This is a genomic window from Gibbsiella dentisursi (assembly GCF_039539505.1).
GTDB classification, from domain to species: Bacteria; Pseudomonadota; Gammaproteobacteria; order Enterobacterales; family Enterobacteriaceae; genus Gibbsiella; species Gibbsiella quercinecans.
Map to the genome: position 1 here is coordinate 1008780 of NZ_BAABDG010000002.1, position 17597 is coordinate 1026376.

The following is a 17597-nucleotide window of genomic DNA, read 5'->3' on the forward strand; positions in this document are numbered from 1 at the left end:
AGTACGCCCCTCGACAGGCGGCGCGGGCTTGTGCCGGGGCAGACAAGCCCAGCGTGTTTACAGATAGACATGCAGATATTCCACCAGGCACAGGATCGCCATCGCCTGGCCATACGGCATGGCGGTCAGCGGAATCTGCCGGTAGTCGTCAAGTTGTTTGCCCATGCCGGTGCCGAAGGACACCTGGGTCAGTTCGCCGTCGGCGTTAATCCGCTCGACCAGCCCGCGCAACGCGTTTTCCGCCACGGCCTGGTAATGCGGGGCGATATAACGCTTGCGTACCGCTTTCAGTATGCCGAAGGCGAAACCGGCGGTGGCCGAGGCCTCCAGATAAGAGCTGGGATCGTCCAGCAGGGTGTGCCACAGCCCACTGCTATCCTGGCATTGCGCCAGCGCGGCCACCTGGCTTTCGAGCACCTGCAATAAAAAACGCCGCGTAGCGTCCTGCTCGGGCAAATCCAGCAGCTCGAGAAATTCCGGGATCACGATGGTCAACCAACTGTTGCCGCGCGCCCAGCGGGCGCGGGCGAAATTATGGTTGCCGTCGAAAGTCCAGCCGTGGAACCACAGGCCGCTTTCACGCTCCATCAGGTACTGGGTGTGGACGAAAAACTGGTATTTGGCCTCTTCAATATAGGCTGGGCGATCCAGCAATTTGCCGATTTTGGCCAGCGGCAGCACGCTCATCATCAGCGTGTCGTCCCACAGCTGTTGATGGTTCTCTTCGGCCAGTGTGACGTGCTGCATGCCGCCGCGCGGCGTGCGCGGCATGTCGTGCATCACCCATTCGGCCCAGCGTTCCAGATAGGGCAGCCATTGCGGGTTGCCGGTCTCTTCGTAGCGATAGGCCAGCGTGAGGAAGGGGCTGACGGTGTTCACATTTTTGGTCGGCGTACCTTCGGCAAAGCGTTGTGCGAACCAGTCGTCGATGATGGCGCTCAGCGCGCTATCGCCGGTCAGGCGAAAATACCGGTGAATGCCGTACAGGCCCACGCCGTGCGTCCACTCCCAGCCGGCCCAGCCTTTGGTATCAATCACGCGCCCGTCGTCAAGCCGTAACAAGAATTCACCGCTGTCGTCCGTAATGTGGATGAGGTTGTCCACCAGGCGTTGAATCAACTGGTGCAGCGCTTCGCGGCTGATGAAGCGTTCTGGCTGGCGCAACAGTGGGCTATGTTTTACGGGGTATATCAGCATAATGCGGCTCTCAGTAAAGATTAATCAGGGTTGATAAGGGGATGCGTGCTTGGCGTCATCGCCGTCGGCGGGCTTCACGCTCACGGCGATCGCCGGCTTATGGCGGTTGAGATAGCCAATATTGTTGTTGCCCCACAGGGCCTCATACGGCATGCCCGCCAGCATTTCGACGGTGGTGCGCGCCTGCGGCGTAATGTGGTTTGGCACCACCTGGCCGGCAGCGCGCATTTTGGCGACTTCTTCACGCAATACGCTGTGCGTGGCGAGGTTCAGTTTGAAACGCAGCGAAATGATAAAGCCGAGGGTCAGCACCGCTAACGTGCCGAAGCACAGCACCAGCAGGATGGTGTGGCTGACGGCGGGGGTTTGGGCGCTTTGGCCGGAAACAAACCCCGACAGTTGCAGGATAATGCCGACCAGCATCACGGCGCCGGCCTGCGAGGCCTTGCGCGTCAGCGTCATGATGCCGGCGAAAATGCCTTCGCGCCGCTGGCCGGTGATAGCCTCGTCCACGTCGGCAATGTAGGTATAGATGTTCCAGGGAACATAGTTGATCCCGCCGCGCCCCAGCCCTGCCAGGGCGGAGATCAGCAGCAGCAACGAGAAGATATCGCTAAGGTTGGCGTAGTACAGAATGGCGTAAGAAATGGCGCTCAGGCCGAACAGGGCGGTGACGACGCGGTAAGACGGCGCCGGGCCAAAGCGGATGCACAGTGGGATCATACCGATCACCGCGATGAACTGCATGATCGCCATCACCCCCATCAGGTTGGAGGCCATCGACGGCGTCTGCATCAGCACAAACACCACGTAGTAAGTGAAGACCGCGTTGAAGACATCCTGCGCGATGTAGCCGCCCAGATACATGCCCAGGTGCTGGCGGAAGATGCGGATGCGCAGCGTGGAGGTCAGCTCAACGTTCAGGCGCTTCAGGCTTTGGCGCAGGGTAAGCTTTTGTTGCTCGGCCTGCAGGGCGGCGGCTGATTTTTGCTCCGGCGCGCGCTCCCAGGTAAAGCAATACACCAGCGTCAGCACGCAGGCGCAAATGATGGAAAACACCATGCTGGAATAGAAGAAGGAAACCGCGTTGTCCTTGCCGAAATAGCTCAGCAGGATCCCCGGCAGAAACGCCGCCAGGATGGCGGAAAGCTGCGCCAGGGAAATACGCGCACCGGAGAATTTGGTCTTTTGCTTGAAATCATCGGTCATCTCCGGCACCAGGGTTTCATAGGGCACCAGGATCATGGTGTAGATCACGTCGAAGAACAGGTAGGTAAACAGGTAGTACCAATAGTCCATATGGCCCACCCACATCAGGCTGTAGCTGAACACCAGCGGGATGCCGAGCAGGATGAAAAACTTGCGGCGGCCGAAGCGTTTGCCCAGCCAGGTGCCGCCAAAGTTGTCGGTCAGGTAGCCCATCAGCGGGCTGACCACCGCGTCGAGCACCCTGGCCATGGCGAAGATAAACGTGGCTTCAATGGGGCTAAGGCCGCAAAACGTGGTGTAGAAGTAGAGTAGCCAGGCGGCGGTTAATGCTGTGGTGCCCGCGCCCAGGAAATCGCCCGAGCCGTAGGCCAAATAGTTAATAAGTCCGATTTTTCTTTTTTTCATGACTGTTATTCCCATAGCCATAAGAGACGTCGTGTTCCCGCCATAGGTACGATCAGTGGGGGTGCATCTGTAAGGTAGGGGGATGTGCAATCGCTAGCCTTTGTGTTTTTGCCATAGGGGCGTATTTAATGGCAGCGGTGAAAAGAATAGGGTGGCCAACCTCTCAATAAATTAAAAATCGTATTTTATTTTTAATGAAACACTGTTTTAAAAACATGAAATGTAAGTCTGACGGAAGACGGAAGACGGAAGACGGAAGACGGAAGACGAAAAGGGGAGGTATGGGCAGCCAGGCATGGGGCTTATCAGGCCCCACGGCACTGGCGGGGGGATTATCTTGCCTGCTGATACACCGACAGGTGGGTGTAAACGGCATTCAGCAATGGGGCATTCACCGCATGGGCGGCGGCAATGCGCACCAGATCGCCAATAATGTGGTCGGCTTCCACCGCAAACCCTTGCACCATGTCGCGGTACATCGATGAGGTTTGCGGCGAATCGGTGTCGGTCAGCGCATTGATGGTGCTGGCCACCATCCCTTCGCGCTCACGGTATCCGCCCGCTTTGATGGTCGCGGCAATTTCGTGGATCAGGGCGGTGGCAAAGGCTTTGCCGCCGCTGGCCGCCGCCACCTGGCCGATATTACCGCGCATCAGGCAAGTGATGGCGCCCAGGCTGGACAAGAACAGCCACTTTTCCCACATTTCGCGGGTGATGTCGTCAGCAAGGCGGGCATTAACGCCAATCCCCTGGAACTGTGCGTCGATCTGGCGAATGCGTTCGCTGTGCTCCCCGGATAGTTCACCATAGGCGATATCATGCAGCGGGGTCATCTGCACGATATTGCCGTCGGCATCCACTGTGGCGTTGATTTTGCAATACCCGCCGATAACCGCTTCGGCGCCAAAACGTTGCTTAAGCACGGCCAGGTGGCCCATGCCGTTCAGCACCGGCATGATGGTGGTATTGGCGCCCACCGCCGGTGCGATGTCGTCCAATGCGGCGGCGAGGCCAAAGCTTTTCACCGTCAGCAGGATCAGATCAAAAGGCGCGTTGAGATCTTTCGCCCGGGCGATGTTCGGGCTTAGTGAAAAGTTGCCTTGCGGGGTGATGACGTTCAGGCCGCTCGCCTGCAGCGCCGCCGCCCGTTTTTCCCGCACCAGGAAGGTTACGTCTCTGCCGGCCTGTGCCAGCCTGGCGCCAAAATACCCGCCGGTTGCCCCGGCGCCCACCACGAGAATGCGCATATTGTTGTCCGCTAAAGAGTTCAAGGTAAAAAAGACTATAGCAAAAGACGCGGTGCAATAGCATGCGCGCCGTTGGCCCGTGCTCTGCGATAGCGCTTTCGGCGAAAGGCCGCGCATTGTGCAAACTCACCGCCTTTGCCGGCCTCTATGGGCAAATTCGTGAATCACTTCGCAAATTGATTATTTAAACATCCAGCGATCTTGCAGCCGCCAGCGCGCAATGATAGTAATGCACTAGTTCACTAATATTTGTGAATAAGTAAAGTACATTACGAGTCAACACATGAAGGACACCCCATGTCGGAAATTAAATTTGCCACACGTCTGAACTCCTTTGCGTCAGGGGCCTTTCGCTACTGGCCGGGATTGAAGGGCAAGCCGTCGGTATTGCAAATGATTGAACGTGCCGGAACGGTGAAAGGCTTGACCCACCTGGATCTGAACTATCCCCAGCACATCACCGACGATCTGAAGACCTTGCGTCAGAAGATTGAAGACGTGGGGCTGGCGGTCAACGGTATGCAAATGCGCTGGGACGCGCCGGAGTTTAAAATCGGCGCGTTTACCAACCCGGATGCAAAAATCCGCCGTCAGGCGATCGAACTGACCAAGCGCGGCATTGACGCCGGCCGCGAATTCGGCTCGGGTCTCATGACGCTGTGGATGGGGCAGGACGGTTTTGATTACTGCTTCCAGGCAGACTACAAAAAAATCTGGGAAGATGCCGTCAGCGCGGTGCGCGAAGTGGCGGAGTATGCGCCGGATATCGACATCAGCATCGAATATAAGCCCAACGAACCCCGCGCCTTCAGCATTTTCCCTAACGCCACCACCTGCCTGCTGGCGGTGGAAGAGGCCGGCTGCCGCAACCTGGGCATCACCCTTGATTTTGCCCATGTGCTGTTTGCCAATGAAGTCCCGGCCTTTGCCGCCGCCATGGTGGCGCGCCGCTCACGCCTGCTCGGCCTGGATCTGAACGACGGTTGGGGCAAGCGCGATGATGGCCTGATGGTCGCTTCCGTCAACCCGCGCGCCACGCTGGAATTCCTTTGGCAGATGAAGCGCGACGGTTATCAGGGCGCTTACTACTTCGATACCTTCCCGGATGCCAGCGGCCTTGATCCGGTGCGTGAAGCAGAAACCAATATCGCCACGGTGACCCGCCTGTTGGCGCTGTGCGAAAAACTGGAAGGCAACGCCGAACTGTTGGCGGCCATTGGCCGGCAGGATGCGGTGGCTTCACAGCAGATCGTCAACGACCTGATGCTGGCCAGATAATCCCTACACCGCCGCAGCCCACTGCGGTATTTCCATCAATAACAACAGGAAAGATAGATGATGAAAAAACAATTACTCTCTGTACTCGCTTCTACCCTGTTTTGCACCAGCGTTTACGCGGCGGACCTGCCGCCGCTGCAATCCGACACCGAGCCGGATCGCACCGACTGGACGCAATTGGCCACCAAGTATGGCCCATTGCCCGCCGTTGACAGCAAGTTGAAGATCGGTGGCGTCTCCAAAACGCTGACCAATGAATATTGGCGTTCGCTTGGTGAAGGCTATCAAAACGTGGCGAAAAAGTACGGCTTCACGCTGGCCTACCAGGCCGCGGCCAATGAAGACGATCAACTGGGCCAGCTCTCCATTGCCGAAACGTTAATTTCCCAAGGGTTTAATGGCCTGCTGGTTTCCCCGCAGACTGACGCGAATTTGCAGCCGGCCTATGAAGTTGCCAAAAGCAAAGGCATTCCGGTGGTGAATGTGAACGATGCCGTGATGCCGAACGTGCAGTATTACGTGGGCAACGTTCAGAAGGATAACGGCGTCAGGGTTGCCGACTGGTTTATCAAACACCATCCGCAAGGCGGCAAGGTGGCGGTTATCGAAGGCCAACCGGGCGTTTACGCCGCAGCGCAGCGCACCAAAGGGTTCCGGGAAACGATCGAAGCCAACGGCAAGTTCACCGTGGTGGCCAGCATTCCGGCCAACTGGAGCCGTGAAAATGCCTACAACGCCGCCTCTACCATTTTGCAGCAGCACCCGGATTTGATTGGCTTTTATGCCAACAATGACGGGATGGCGCTGGGGGTTGTGGAAGCCGTGCGCTCGCTGGGCAAAGCCAGCCAGGTGGCAGTGTTTGGCACCGACGGTATCTCTGATGCCTATGCCTCGATCAAGCGCGGTGAGCTGACCGGCACGGTAGATAGCTTCCCGGTGCTGACCGGCGAAGTGGCGATGGAAGTGATGCTGCGCCTGATCGACGGCCAGAAACTCTCGCGCGTGGTTTCCACCCCGCAGGCGTTGATCACCAAAGAAAACGCGGATGCTTTCTCGACCAAAGACAACGCCAAGCTGCGCCAGTTGCTTGAGCAGCACTAAGCAAGGCAACGGAGGGGGTATGGAACAGTTCTGTTTAACGATGCGCAGCATCAATAAAACCTACGGCAGCGTGGCGGCAGTGCAGGACGTTGATTTTTCAGTCCGGCGCGGCGAAGTGCATGCGTTGATTGGCGAAAACGGCGCGGGCAAGTCGACGCTACTGAATATTCTCTCGGGCGTGCGGGCGGCGGACTCCGGTGAAATCAGCGTGGAGGGCCAGGCGATTCAGATGAAAAACCCGCTTTCCGCGCGCCGCGCCGGGATTGCGATGATCCACCAGGAATTGCAGCACGTTCCCGAACTCTCCGTTGCGCAGAATATGTTTCTTGGGCGGCCGTTGACCAAATATAAAGGGTGGTTCGTCGACAGAAAGGCCCAGTACGCGCGGGCGATATCGATCCTGCGGCGGCTGGATCCGAGCATTAATCCCGACGAGCCGATTAAAAACCTGAAGGTTTCCCAGCAGCAGATTGTTGAGATCGCGCGTGCGCTGTTGGATGAGGCCAAAATCATCGCCATGGACGAACCGACGTCGAGCCTGACGCCGACCGAATTTGACCGGCTGGCGGAGCTGATTTCCGATCTGAAATCCATGAACGTCTCGCTGATTTATGTCTCGCACAAGATGAACGAGATTTTTAAGGTGTGCGATCGCGCCACGATTTTACGCGACGGCAGACAGGTCGGCGTGGTGAATATCTGCGACGAAACGGAAGAGAGCATCGTTACCAAAATGGTGGGGCGCAAGATTGAGAAAGTGCAGCACCAGTCGTTCGTCACGGATCAGGAAGTGCTGCGGATCGAAGAACTGGGGCGCGATAGCGCCGTGCTGCCGGCCAGTTTCAGCGTGCAGGCCGGGGAAGTGCTGGGCATCGCCGGGCTGGTGGGCTCCGGGCGCACCGAGTTGCTAAAACTGATCGCCGGGATTGACGCCAAAACCAGCGGCCGCGTGCTGATCGATGGCGCGCCGGTGAAAAACCTCAACGTCAGCAGCGCGATTCGTGCCGGGATTGGCCTGGTGCCGGAAGATCGGAAAAAAGAGGGCATCATTAAGGAACGGGCGGTGAAAATGAATATGGCGCTGCCTTCCATGGGGAAATTCACCCGCTATGGGCTGCTGAAAAACGCGCGCTTAAACCAGATTGCGCTGGAAGTGATGAGCGATCTGAAACTGCGGCCGTTAAATATTGATAAACCTATCGGCACTCTAAGCGGCGGTAATCAGCAAAAGGTGATAATCGGCCGCTGGGTTGCCGCGGATAATAAAGTGTTTTTATTTGATGAGCCAACCCGGGGGATTGATATCGGAGCCAAGTCGGAAATTTATAATCTGATAGAAAAACTGGCCCGGCAGGGAAAGGCGATTGTGGTCGTTTCTTCAGAGATGCCAGAAATTATACGCATCTCGGATCGCGTATTGGTCATGCGTGAAGGGAAGGTGACCAAAGAACTGAAAGGCGATGCGATTACGGAAGAAAATATTGCACGCTATGCGATTAACGATCTGACTTAAAACATAACCACTGTAACTGTAACCTGCATTTATCACTAAGGTAATCATTATGATGGCACAAGGTAATACTCAGCCAAAAGCAAACCCAGCATCGCTGTTTAAGTTTAATTTGCGTGATGCCGGTACGCTTATTGGTTTGCTCATTATTGTCGTCACCTTCTCTTTTCTTTCACCGATGTTTTGGACCGTGCCTAATTTGCTGAATATTTTGCAGCAATCGTCTATTAACGGCATTATTGCGCTGGGGATGACGCTGGTGATCATTTCCGGCGGCATCGACCTTTCCGTGGGGCCGACGGCGGCGCTGTCGGCGGTGCTCGGCGCCACGCTGATGGTGGCCGGCGTGCCGGTGCCGCTGGCGGTGATGGCGACCCTGGGTATTGGGGCGATGTGCGGGGTGTTCAGCGGTACGTTGGTGGCTTACGCCGGGCTGCAGCCGTTTATCGTGACCCTTGGCGGCTTGTCCCTGTTCCGCGCGCTGGCGCTGATCTTCACGAACGGCAACCCGATTTTTGGCATTCCGGTGGAGTTCCGTACCCTGATCAACAGTACGGTGTTTGGGGTGCCGGCGCCGATTGTGATTGTTATCACCATTGCCGTCATTTTGTGGGTCTTGATGAATAAAACCCCGCTGGGTGAATATATTCTTGCCGTCGGTGGCAATGAAGAAGCCGCCCGCGTGGCCGGGGTGCCGGTAAAAAGAACCAAGGTGACGGTGTTTGTTATTTCCGGCGTGTTGGCTTCTTTGGCTTCGCTGATCCTGATTGGCCGCCTCGGCGCCGCCGAACCGACGATGGGGAATTTATGGGAACTGGACGCTATCGCGGCGGCCGCCATCGGGGGCGCTTCGCTGATGGGGGGCAAGGGGAGCATTATCGGTACCCTGATCGGCGCCATTATTCTGGGGGCGCTGCGTAACGGTTTGACGCTTCTGAATATTCAGGCGTTTTATCAATTGCTTGCTACTGGCCTTATAATTATTATAGCGATGTTGATTGACAGAGCGACAAGAGGCAAGTAATGAAGCAAGATCCGCGAGCAATAGGTGCTCAAATTCGCATGCGATTGCCACACCTGACGCCATTGGAAAGGAAAGTTGTCGATTCAATTACTTCGAAAACGGATTTGTCCGAGCAAACGTCGTTAAAAGAGATTGCTCAGGGGAATAATGTTTCTGAGGCAATGGTAGTGAAATTAGCCAAGAAACTTAATTTCTCAGGTTTCCGGGAATTTAGAAGTAGTTTAATTTATTATAACTATTCTGAAGTGGCCGGCTTACATGCGGAAATTGAGCCCGATGACTCGTCGGAACAATTACTGGCAAAAGTATTCAGAACCTCTATTCAGGCAATAGAAGAAACCATTTCTATTTTGGATATTTCTGAATTCAACCGTGCGGCTGACATTTTGTTTAAAGCCAGGCACATCGATTTATATGCCGTCGGCGGTTCGGCAACCGTCGCCCGTGATTTGTCGCATAAATTGCTCAAAATCGGGATCAAAACAACGGTCTATGATGATGCCCATATTATGCTGATGTCAGCGGCGGTTTTATCGGATGATGACGCGGTGATCGCCATTAGCCATTCCGGCGCAACCCGTGCGGTGAACGATCCGATCAAACTGGCCGCGCGTAACGGTGCCAAAGTGATTGCCATCACCAACTATGCCGAATCGCCCATTGCGCGCAATGCGCACGTGGTGCTCAATTCAACCTCTCAGGGATCGCATTTGCTTGGGGAAAATGCAGCGTCGCGCATTGCCCAGTTGAACATACTGGATGCACTGTTTGTGGCGATTGCACAAAAGGATCTGAAGAAGGCCGAAAAGAACCTGATGAAAACCCAGCAGGCGGTTCAGGACCTACGAGAATATTAACATGGGTAAAATACTCGTTACCGGCAGTCTCCATTACGACATCATGCTGCAGGCGCATCACCGCCCGGAAAAGGGGGAAACGGTTATCGGCAGCGCCTGTTCCTATAAATTCGGCGGCAAGGGCGGCAACCAGGCGGTATCGGCGGTCAAGGCCGGGGCGCAGGTGAGCTTCGCCGGTGCGGTGGGGGCGGATTCCCAGGGGACATTTTTGCTCTCGGTGCTCAACCAGCACGGCGTAGACCACGCGCAGGTGGCAGTGACCGCCGCCTCGCCCTCCGGCATGAGCGTTGCGATCACGGATGCGGAAGGCGACTATGGCGCGGTGGTGGTTTCAAACGCCAATAACCATATCGATCCGCAGTTGTTTCATGATGATGCCGTGTGGAACCAGGTGAGCATGCTGTTGTTGCAAAACGAGGTGCCGGAGGCGGTGAACCTGCAGGCGGCCAGCGAAGCGAAAAAGCGCGGCGTGACGGTGTGCCTGAATGCGGCGCCCGCCCGGGCGCTGAGCACAGCCCTGCAATCCTGTATCGATCTGCTGGTGGTCAACGCGGTGGAAGCGCGGGATCTGAGCGGCATCCCGGTGCCGGATCTGCCCGGTGCCTGCGCCGCCGCCGAAGCGTTGAGCCAGGCCTACCCGGCGGTGGTGGTCACCGCCGGCGAACACGGCGTGGCTTTCTGTGAAGCGGGGAAGCGCAGCCAATCCCTGCCGGCGCAGAAAGTGGTGTTGATCAGCACCCACGGCGCCGGCGACTGCTTTATGGGCATGTTGTGCACCTCGCTGTTACAGGGCCACCCTCTGGCGCAGGCGGTGGCCAACGCAAATCAGGCCGCCGCCGAGCACGTTTCGCGCCCACATTCCTGACTCTCTCTTGAGGTTATTCGCCCCCGGCTGCGGTTGGGGGCGCTAACCGCCCGCCGGGCTGTCGGCTTCCCTGCTTTTATTTTAGAATCTCTGTGCGCCGCCATCGCGCAAGGACGGATGGCTAGCCAAATAGCGCCGCCTGGCCGCACGGGCCAGCGAGTGCTGTGACACAACCCGCGTTCATACAGAGACGAACTCAATGAAAAATCGGTTTCCGCAAGGCTTTTTATGGGGTGGCGCTACGGCCGCCAACCAGGTTGAAGGGGCTTATGATCAGGAGGGAAAGGGGCTGTCGATTGTCGATGCGATTCCAGGCGGCAAGCAGCGGTTAAATATTGTTTCATCGGCCGAATTTGACTTCACCATTGAGCCGGAAAAGTACAGCTACCCTAACCATAAAGGCATCGACCATTATCACCGCTTTCGCGAAGACATCGCGCTGTTTGCCGAAATGGGCTTTAAGTGTTACCGCTTTTCCATCGCCTGGACCCGGATATACCCGAATGGCACCGAAGAAACGCCGAATGAAGCCGGCCTGCGCCATTACGATCGGGTGATTGACGCCTGTATTGCGCACGGTATCGAACCGGTGGTAACCATTTCCCACTATGAAATGCCGCTGCACCTGGCCACCGCCTATGGCGGTTGGAAAAACCGCGCGTTGATCGCCTGCTATGAACGCTTTGCCCGCACTGTGCTGGCGCGCTTTGGCCACAAGGTCAAATACTGGATGACCTTCAACGAGATCAACAGTGCCGCCCATTTCCCGGTGATGAGCCAGGGGCTGATCGTCAAGACCGGCGCGCTGGAGGCCCAGGCCAAATTCCAGGCCTGGCACAACCAGTTTGTTGCCAGCAGTATGGCGGTGAAAATCGCCCATGAGATCCGCCCGGATATCCAGATCGGCTGTATGATCCTCTACGCCACCACCTACGCCTATGACTGCAACCCTACTAACCAGTTGGCCGCCCTGCAAGAAACGCAGGCGTTCAACTTCTACTGTGCGGATGTGCAGGCCGGCGGCAAATACCCTTACTATGCCAAACGCCTGTGGGAAACGCTCGGTGTGGAATTGGCCATCGAACCTGGCGATCTGGCGTTAATCCGGCAGCATACCGTGGATTACATCGGCTTTAGCTATTACATGTCGTCGACGGTCAATAAGACCGACCCGGATAGCCAGGCGGCGCAGGGGAACCTGCTGGGCGGGGCGCGCAACCCATTCCTGGCGGCCAGCGAGTGGGGCTGGGAGATCGATCCCGTTGGCCTGCGCATCGCGCTTAATCAGCTGTATGATCGCTACCAAAAGCCACTGTTTATCGTCGAGAACGGCCTGGGGGCGATCGATCAGCCGGACGCCAACCACTATGTGGCCGATGATTACCGCATCAATTATCTGCGCCAGCACATTGAAGCGATGGCCGAAGCGATTGAGGATGGCGTGGAGCTGATGGGCTATACCCCGTGGGGCTGTATCGATCTGGTCAGCATGTCCACCGGTGAAATGTCGAAGCGCTACGGCCTGATCTATGTCGATCTGGACGATACTCTCGCCGGCAGCGGCAACCGTTATAAGAAGAAATCTTTCTACTGGTACCAGAAGGTGATCGCCACCAACGGCAATGATATCGGCTAATCGCCAGGCCGCCCCGAGGGCTCGGGGCGGCAAGCCTCATTGCGCGGTAGCCATGTTGTGCAGAGAGTCCCCTTCCAACCGGTAGCGGATCCACTCCGCCTGCGGTTCGCCGCCCAGCCGGTTGTACACGTTGATCGCCGGTTGGTTCCAGTCCAGCACGCTCCACTCCAGCCGGCCGCAGCCGCGCGCGACGGCCAGTTGCGCAATGTGTTTCAGCAAGGCTTTCCCGGCGCCCTGGCCACGGTATTCAGGGGCGACGTATAAGTCCTCCAGGTAGATGCCATTGCGGCCCAACCAGGTGGAATAGCTGCTGAAGAACACCGCAAAGCCGATTGGCGTGCCGTTCGATTCGCAGATCAACGCTTCGGTGGCGGCCCGCTCGCCGAACAGCGTTGCTTCGATTTCCGCCGGGGTGGTTTTCACCTCGTGCAGCGCCTTTTCATACTCGGCCAGTTGGCAAATGAACGAAAAGATAGTGGCGGCGTCGCGCTTTTCCGCCGGGCGGATGTGTAATGTCATGATGGTTTTCCAGTGTGTTTATCAGTGATGCGTCATCATAATCACTGCTCTATACTGCATGAAGTGCAATATCATCAATAGACAGTGAATTTTATGCATTCTTATTTACGCCGGATGGATCTCAACCTGCTGCTGGTTTTTGACGCCATTTATCGCCACCAGTCGGTTACGCGCGCGGCGGACGAGCTGGCAATGAGTAACTCGGCCTTAAGCCACGCACTGGGGCGCCTGCGCAATGCGCTGAACGACGAGCTGTTTTACCGCTCCGGCCAACAAATGCGCGCAACGGTATTGGCGGAAAGCCTGGCGGCGACCATCGGCGACAGCTTGCGCACCCTGGAGCGCGAGCTGAATACCCAGCCGCGCTTTGCGCCGTTGCACAGCCATGAACAATTTACCTTTTCCGTCACCGATTACACCGCGTTTTGCCTTTTCCCGACGTTAATGGCCGCCCTGCAGGAGCGCGCGCCGCATTTGCAGTTTCAACTGTTGCATGGCGATCAAAAAGTGGCGATCGAGGATTTACTGGCCGGGCGTATTGATTTCGCGCTGGGTTTCACCGAATCTACCGATAGCCTGCATGAGGATATTGACGAGATTGACTGGATGGAGGATCGCTACGTCGCCATCACCGCGGCAGCGCAGCGCAATAATCTCACGCCGCTGTCGCTGGCCGAATACCTGGCGGCAAAGCACGTGGTAATCACCCCCTGGAACGAGGCGCGTGGGGCGATTGATTACGAACTGGATAAACTGGGGCGGCAGCGCACCATTGCTTTGCGCATGCCTTCGCTGCTGGCGGCGCCGTTTATCATCGCCCAGAGCCGGCTGTTTATGACGCTACCGGCGTTTGCCGCCCGGCAGCTGGTGCCATTGCACCATTGGGCGATACATGAATTGCCGTTTTACGTGCCGCCGTACCGGATCAAAATCTATTCTCACCGGCGTAACCAACGCCGCGAGGCCAACCGTTGGCTAACCGAGCAAATCCGCGCGCTGGCTTTTCCCGGCGCATTGGCTGTTGCGGGCGAGTGAACCGCACCGGCATCTCATCTTGGGCAGGAGAAGATCCGTTGAGCATTGATATTTTACGTATTGCCGCGTTTTCCGATGGTCAGACGGGCGGCAACCCGGCGGGGGTGCTGATCGCCGAACAACTGCCGGATCCTGCCGAGATGCAGCGGATCGCGGCCGACGTGGGCTATTCGGAAACGGTTTTCGCGGCGCCCTGTGAACAGGGCTGGCGGGTGCGCTATTTCTCGCCCCAGATGGAAGTGCCGTTTTGCGGCCATGCGACCATCGCCCTGGGCGCGGCGTTGGCTCTGCGCCAGGGGAACGGGGTATTTACTCTGGTGCTTAATCAGGCGACGATCACCGTTGAAGGGGCGCAGGCCGAAGGCCGGCTTTCAGCGGTGTTGCAGTCGCCGCCGACCCATAGCGCGCCCGCTTCAGCGCCGCTGGTGGCCGAAGTGTTGGCGTTGTTTGGCTATACGCCTGGTGATGTCAGCAGTGCGATCCCACCGGCGCGTATCCATGGCGGCGCCGATCACTTTGCCTTGACGCTCAACACGCGTGAAGCGCTGGCGGCCATGCATTACGATATCGCCGCCGGGCAGGCGCTGATGCTGCGTGAGGGCTGGGCCACCATCATGTTGGCCTATGCGCAAACGCCGCAGCGCTTTCATTGTCGCAATCCGTTCGCCTCCGGCGGGGTGTATGAAGATCCGGCAACGGGCGCGGCGGCGGCCGCTTATGCGGGTTATCTGCGGGATATTGCCTGGCCGCACGCCGGGGCGATCGATATTATTCAGGGTGAGGATATGGGGATGCCTTCGCGTATTCACGCTGACATCACCCCGGTTACGGGGGCGTCAATCCGTGTTTCCGGCACCGCGCGCCGGATGACGGCGGAGTAACCGGCTGCCCCCGATTATGGCAGGGAAAACAAAAGGAAGTGACGATGGCCGTGCCGGAATCAAAAGGCGCATTGATCAAAGCGGTGAACAGCAATTTCGCGCTGCTGATGAAAAAACTGGCCGACATACCGGCAGAAAAGGCGTTTGAGCCGCTGATGCCGGGGCATGCCAAGGGCAGCGTAATGAGCGTTGCCCAACTGGTGGCCTATCTGATTGGCTGGGGGGAACTGGTTTTGTCCTGGCATGCGAAAGAAAGGCAAGGCCTTGAAATCGCCTTCCCCGAAGACGGTTTTAAGTGGAACCAATTGGGGTTGCTGGCGCAAAAGTTTTACCGTGATTATACGCAGATTACGGACTACGGCGCCCTGCTGATGCGGCTTGCCGATAATAAACGGCAGATTATCGCGTTGATTGACGGCTTTAGCGATGAGGCGCTCTACGGCCAGCCGTGGTACGGCAAATGGACGCGCGGCCGGATGATTCAGTTCAACACGGCGTCACCGTATAAGAACGCCAGCGGCAGGCTAAACGCACTGCGAAAAGTAGGCTGTGTCCCGTAATAATGCATGACACAGCCTAGCCTGGCGCTGGTGTTAGCCCCTACTGGAAAATCGGCTGAGGGGTGTTGATGCCGGCAACCTGTGCGCGTTGCATCATCTGCAGCACGTGGTCGAGCGGGCACAGCGTTCCGTGCGCGGTTTTATGGCAATGCTTATCGCTGTAATCCTTGCTGAGCATGGGGTGGGTGGCGTCTATGCGGTGCAGGCTGCGCCACTGATCCAGTGACATGGCGGTAAACGCCAAGCGCACCAAACGTTGGCCGCTGCGTTTATCGCGGTAGCGTTCAAAAACCAGGCTGCCGCCCGGCGGGATGTCATTGGGCGGGTATTCCCCCAGCGCCCAGTTCATGTTTAGCATGGTGTGGATTTGCGCAATATTGGTGTCATGGCCGATAAACAGCGTGAGCCGTGGGGCAGGGGTTTTGGCGGCCGGCTGTTCCAGCGGCGTGCCCTGCTTCAGTGCGGTGGCGAGCTGTGCCATCAGTAATGTGCCGCCATGGCGCGCCAGCTCCGGCGTATCGCTGATCAAATCGTATTTCGCCGCGTGTAGCGCCATCAGAGCCGCCACCTGTTTGGCGTTGGCGGCATGGCCGAAGGCGACCTGGCTGAGCGGCAACCCTTCGCTGTATTGCAGGCGGATAGTTTCGCCGATATTCGCTCCGGGCGACAGCGGGCCTTTCAGCGCAAAACCGTTTTCTTTCTCAACCAGCTTCCACGGTTCGTGCAGGAAGGCGCACGCTTGCGTATCGTCGGCGCAAACCGCGGCGCGCAGGCGTTCCACGTCGGGCTGATAATGCGCGGCCGCCGCGGCTTCGCTGCCGCCCATGCGCGCCATGATCTGCTGCCTGGCCAGCGCTTTATCCGGCTTCGCCAGGCCCATGTCTACGCTTTGAAACAGTGGATCGTAGCGGTTGCGGGTGTGGCCGGCGGCCAGGCCGCAGCCGGGAAACATGCCGTCAAGCAGCGCCTGCGCGGTGGCTCTGGTGCGTTGCAGTGGGCTAGCCCAGGCAAACACCGCACCGGCCGGTGGGCACGCCGGCCCGAGCGCTAACCCGGCGCGGCGCCAACTGGCGATCTGGTAAGCCGCCTGGTTAACCATGCCGGCGTAGCCGTGGCCGGAAAGGTGGCCGTCCTCGACGTTCCATTCCGGCCATTGCCGGCCAGTGGCCTTGTTCAGCTTTTCCGTGTCGGTTTGTGGGCGCACGCCGTGGCGGCTCAGCATCACCACTTTTTCCAGCGTGTAGCGTTCGCCTGCCGCATGCGCCGGGGTGGCGGCCAACAACGAGGCGCTCAGGGCTAACAGGGCGGCGCTGAGCATGTGTTTATACATGTGGCCGTATTGGCGGGGGGTAAAAAGCATATTCAACCCCCGTGGTGTAGACCGTCTGCCGGCGTTCGCTGTTTTTTGCCACTGACTCATTACTGACTTCCATGACATATTTCCAATGGGTGAAGAATTTAACCTTCATGGCCACCTCGTGCTTATAGTCGGTGTCTTTTTTAGCATAAATTGGTTTGTCGCTAAAGTAACGTGCGTATTTATAGATCAGTGTTACCGGTTGTATTTTATATTTGGCACCGATATCAATACGGTGTGTGTGTTTGGTAGGTTTTTCATCATAGTCGGTTATTTCATAGCGGTAGCGCGTGACGAAAGCCAGCGATTTATTATAATCCCATCGGATCTCTAACCCCGGCTTCCAGGTTTTTTTCTCATCATACAGATTGAGCGACAGGCCGGGCGTTAGCGTAAAGTTAGCCGGCGCATTAATCGCATAATCAATGCCGAACACCTTCTTTTTATTTTTTAAATGGTTGAACGCCTGGCCGCTGCGGCCGTCTTCGGTTTCGCGCGGTGAGTACTCAAGCGCCGTCGAGACGCCAAGGCCGTTTTCAAAGCTGTGGTTTAATTCAAACTTATCGGTATGCTCACGGGTAACGTCGGCGAATTCGTGCGCCCAAGAGAGCGATAATGCATGAGCATTTATGGAAAAAAGCAAACAGGGGAAAAGAAATAAATTACGATTATACATTTGTCTTGTTCAGCTAATTGATAATTATTTAGGATATAATGTCCTGCGAAGGCGCTATTTTTTCAGCGCGAAAAAATAAAAGCAAGACACCAAGGGGGAACTATTCTTTTCTTAATAAAATCTTCATGAAAAATTATTATTCATACTGAAATGTTTAAACATTAATTATGGTAGTGCCATTTATATTTCAGGGGGAGGATTGTCGTGAGAACATTACCAGGCCATTATGCCTGGGGTTGG

General features: G+C 56.9%; 16 protein-coding genes. 10 read left to right on the forward strand and 6 right to left on the reverse strand.

The window, feature by feature from the left end:
• Positions 1 to 57: 57 nt before the first annotated feature.
• From bglB to ABFX35_RS04995, 3 genes are all read right to left on the reverse strand, one after another.
• Positions 58 to 1197, reverse strand: a complete 1140-nt coding sequence (gene bglB / locus ABFX35_RS04985) for a beta-galactosidase BglB (RefSeq protein WP_095844982.1) — start codon at positions 1195 to 1197, stop codon at positions 58 to 60.
• A gap of 24 nt (positions 1198 to 1221) precedes the next feature.
• Positions 1222 to 2811 (reverse strand): MFS transporter, encoded by a 1590-nt coding sequence (locus ABFX35_RS04990; protein WP_279024765.1) that lies wholly within the window; start codon positions 2809 to 2811, stop codon positions 1222 to 1224.
• A gap of 332 nt (positions 2812 to 3143) precedes the next feature.
• The gene (locus ABFX35_RS04995) at positions 3144 to 4058 is read right to left on the reverse strand and encodes a ketopantoate reductase family protein (RefSeq protein WP_346079550.1); all 915 of its coding nucleotides are present in this window, start codon (positions 4056 to 4058) and stop codon (positions 3144 to 3146) included.
• A 297-nt stretch (positions 4059 to 4355) separates the two neighbouring features.
• Between ABFX35_RS04995 and ABFX35_RS05000 the strand changes: the two genes are divergently transcribed.
• The 7 genes from ABFX35_RS05000 (at position 4356) to ABFX35_RS05030 (ending at position 12329) form a co-directional block, all read left to right on the forward strand.
• A complete protein-coding gene (locus ABFX35_RS05000; RefSeq protein WP_346079552.1) occupies positions 4356 to 5336 on the forward strand; it encodes a TIM barrel protein in 981 nt (326 codons plus the stop codon).
• Positions 5337 to 5396: 60 nt separating this feature from the next.
• Positions 5397 to 6437 carry a sugar ABC transporter substrate-binding protein gene (locus ABFX35_RS05005; protein ID WP_279024783.1) on the forward strand — a complete coding sequence of 347 codons (1041 nt, stop codon included), beginning with the start codon at positions 5397 to 5399 and terminating at the stop codon, positions 6435 to 6437.
• Between the two features lie 19 nt (positions 6438 to 6456).
• On the forward strand, positions 6457 to 7950 hold the full coding sequence (locus tag ABFX35_RS05010; protein ID WP_346079554.1) for a sugar ABC transporter ATP-binding protein: 1494 nt from the start codon (positions 6457 to 6459) through the stop codon (positions 7948 to 7950).
• Positions 7951 to 7999: 49 nt separating this feature from the next.
• A complete protein-coding gene (locus ABFX35_RS05015; protein ID WP_121555080.1) occupies positions 8000 to 8971 on the forward strand; it encodes an ABC transporter permease in 972 nt (323 codons plus the stop codon).
• Positions 8971 to 9828 (forward strand): MurR/RpiR family transcriptional regulator, encoded by an 858-nt coding sequence (locus ABFX35_RS05020; RefSeq protein ID WP_095844977.1) that lies wholly within the window; start codon positions 8971 to 8973, stop codon positions 9826 to 9828. The genes ABFX35_RS05015 and ABFX35_RS05020 overlap by 1 nt, the downstream gene beginning before the upstream one ends.
• Position 9829: 1 nt before the next feature.
• The gene (locus ABFX35_RS05025; RefSeq protein ID WP_346079557.1) at positions 9830 to 10693 is read left to right on the forward strand and encodes a ribokinase; all 864 of its coding nucleotides are present in this window, start codon (positions 9830 to 9832) and stop codon (positions 10691 to 10693) included.
• 199 nt (positions 10694 to 10892) lie between these two features.
• Positions 10893 to 12329: a glycoside hydrolase family 1 protein gene (locus ABFX35_RS05030; RefSeq protein ID WP_346079559.1), complete on the forward strand. Its 1437-nt coding sequence runs from the start codon at positions 10893 to 10895 to the stop codon at positions 12327 to 12329.
• A gap of 36 nt (positions 12330 to 12365) precedes the next feature.
• On the opposite strand, the gene ABFX35_RS05035 is transcribed toward ABFX35_RS05030, so the two are convergent.
• Positions 12366 to 12848 (reverse strand): GNAT family N-acetyltransferase, encoded by a 483-nt coding sequence (locus ABFX35_RS05035; protein WP_346079561.1) that lies wholly within the window; start codon positions 12846 to 12848, stop codon positions 12366 to 12368.
• A gap of 93 nt (positions 12849 to 12941) precedes the next feature.
• Between ABFX35_RS05035 and ABFX35_RS05040 the strand changes: the two genes are divergently transcribed.
• From ABFX35_RS05040 to ABFX35_RS05050, 3 genes are read left to right on the forward strand one after another with little or no spacing between them, the layout of a single operon-like run.
• Complete coding sequence (locus ABFX35_RS05040; protein ID WP_346079563.1) at positions 12942 to 13883, forward strand: LysR substrate-binding domain-containing protein; 942 nt, start codon at positions 12942 to 12944, stop codon at positions 13881 to 13883.
• A 38-nt stretch (positions 13884 to 13921) separates the two neighbouring features.
• Positions 13922 to 14764, forward strand: coding sequence for a PhzF family phenazine biosynthesis protein (locus tag ABFX35_RS05045; RefSeq protein WP_346079565.1), 843 nt, complete (start codon positions 13922 to 13924; stop codon positions 14762 to 14764).
• Between the two features lie 44 nt (positions 14765 to 14808).
• The gene (locus ABFX35_RS05050; RefSeq protein WP_346079567.1) at positions 14809 to 15324 is read left to right on the forward strand and encodes a ClbS/DfsB family four-helix bundle protein; all 516 of its coding nucleotides are present in this window, start codon (positions 14809 to 14811) and stop codon (positions 15322 to 15324) included.
• 40 nt (positions 15325 to 15364) lie between these two features.
• On the opposite strand, the gene ABFX35_RS05055 is transcribed toward ABFX35_RS05050, so the two are convergent.
• A complete protein-coding gene (locus ABFX35_RS05055; protein ID WP_346079568.1) occupies positions 15365 to 16684 on the reverse strand; it encodes a histidine-type phosphatase in 1320 nt (439 codons plus the stop codon).
• Entirely contained in the window at positions 16647 to 17357 is a 711-nt protein-coding gene (locus tag ABFX35_RS05060; protein ID WP_346079569.1) for an oligogalacturonate-specific porin KdgM family protein, read from the reverse strand. Before ABFX35_RS05060 ends, ABFX35_RS05055 begins: the two co-directional genes overlap by 38 nt.
• Positions 17358 to 17597 lie beyond the last annotated feature (240 nt).

Coding starts and splice junctions, on each gene's coding strand:
- bglB (WP_095844982.1), bottom strand. CDS start 1,197: ATGCTGATATACCCCGTAAAACATAGCCCACTGTTGCGCCAGCCAGAA.
- ABFX35_RS04990 (WP_279024765.1), bottom strand. CDS start 2,811: ATGAAAAAAAGAAAAATCGGACTTATTAACTATTTGGCCTACGGCTCG.
- ABFX35_RS04995 (WP_346079550.1), bottom strand. CDS start 4,058: ATGCGCATTCTCGTGGTGGGCGCCGGGGCAACCGGCGGGTATTTTGGC.
- ABFX35_RS05000 (WP_346079552.1), top strand. CDS start 4,356: ATGTCGGAAATTAAATTTGCCACACGTCTGAACTCCTTTGCGTCAGGG.
- ABFX35_RS05005 (WP_279024783.1), top strand. CDS start 5,397: ATGAAAAAACAATTACTCTCTGTACTCGCTTCTACCCTGTTTTGCACC.
- ABFX35_RS05010 (WP_346079554.1), top strand. CDS start 6,457: ATGGAACAGTTCTGTTTAACGATGCGCAGCATCAATAAAACCTACGGC.
- ABFX35_RS05015 (WP_121555080.1), top strand. CDS start 8,000: ATGATGGCACAAGGTAATACTCAGCCAAAAGCAAACCCAGCATCGCTG.
- ABFX35_RS05020 (WP_095844977.1), top strand. CDS start 8,971: ATGAAGCAAGATCCGCGAGCAATAGGTGCTCAAATTCGCATGCGATTG.
- ABFX35_RS05025 (WP_346079557.1), top strand. CDS start 9,830: ATGGGTAAAATACTCGTTACCGGCAGTCTCCATTACGACATCATGCTG.
- ABFX35_RS05030 (WP_346079559.1), top strand. CDS start 10,893: ATGAAAAATCGGTTTCCGCAAGGCTTTTTATGGGGTGGCGCTACGGCC.
- ABFX35_RS05035 (WP_346079561.1), bottom strand. CDS start 12,848: ATGACATTACACATCCGCCCGGCGGAAAAGCGCGACGCCGCCACTATC.
- ABFX35_RS05040 (WP_346079563.1), top strand. CDS start 12,942: ATGCATTCTTATTTACGCCGGATGGATCTCAACCTGCTGCTGGTTTTT.
- ABFX35_RS05050 (WP_346079567.1), top strand. CDS start 14,809: ATGGCCGTGCCGGAATCAAAAGGCGCATTGATCAAAGCGGTGAACAGC.
- ABFX35_RS05055 (WP_346079568.1), bottom strand. CDS start 16,684: ATGCTTTTTACCCCCCGCCAATACGGCCACATGTATAAACACATGCTC.
- ABFX35_RS05060 (WP_346079569.1), bottom strand. CDS start 17,357: ATGTATAATCGTAATTTATTTCTTTTCCCCTGTTTGCTTTTTTCCATA.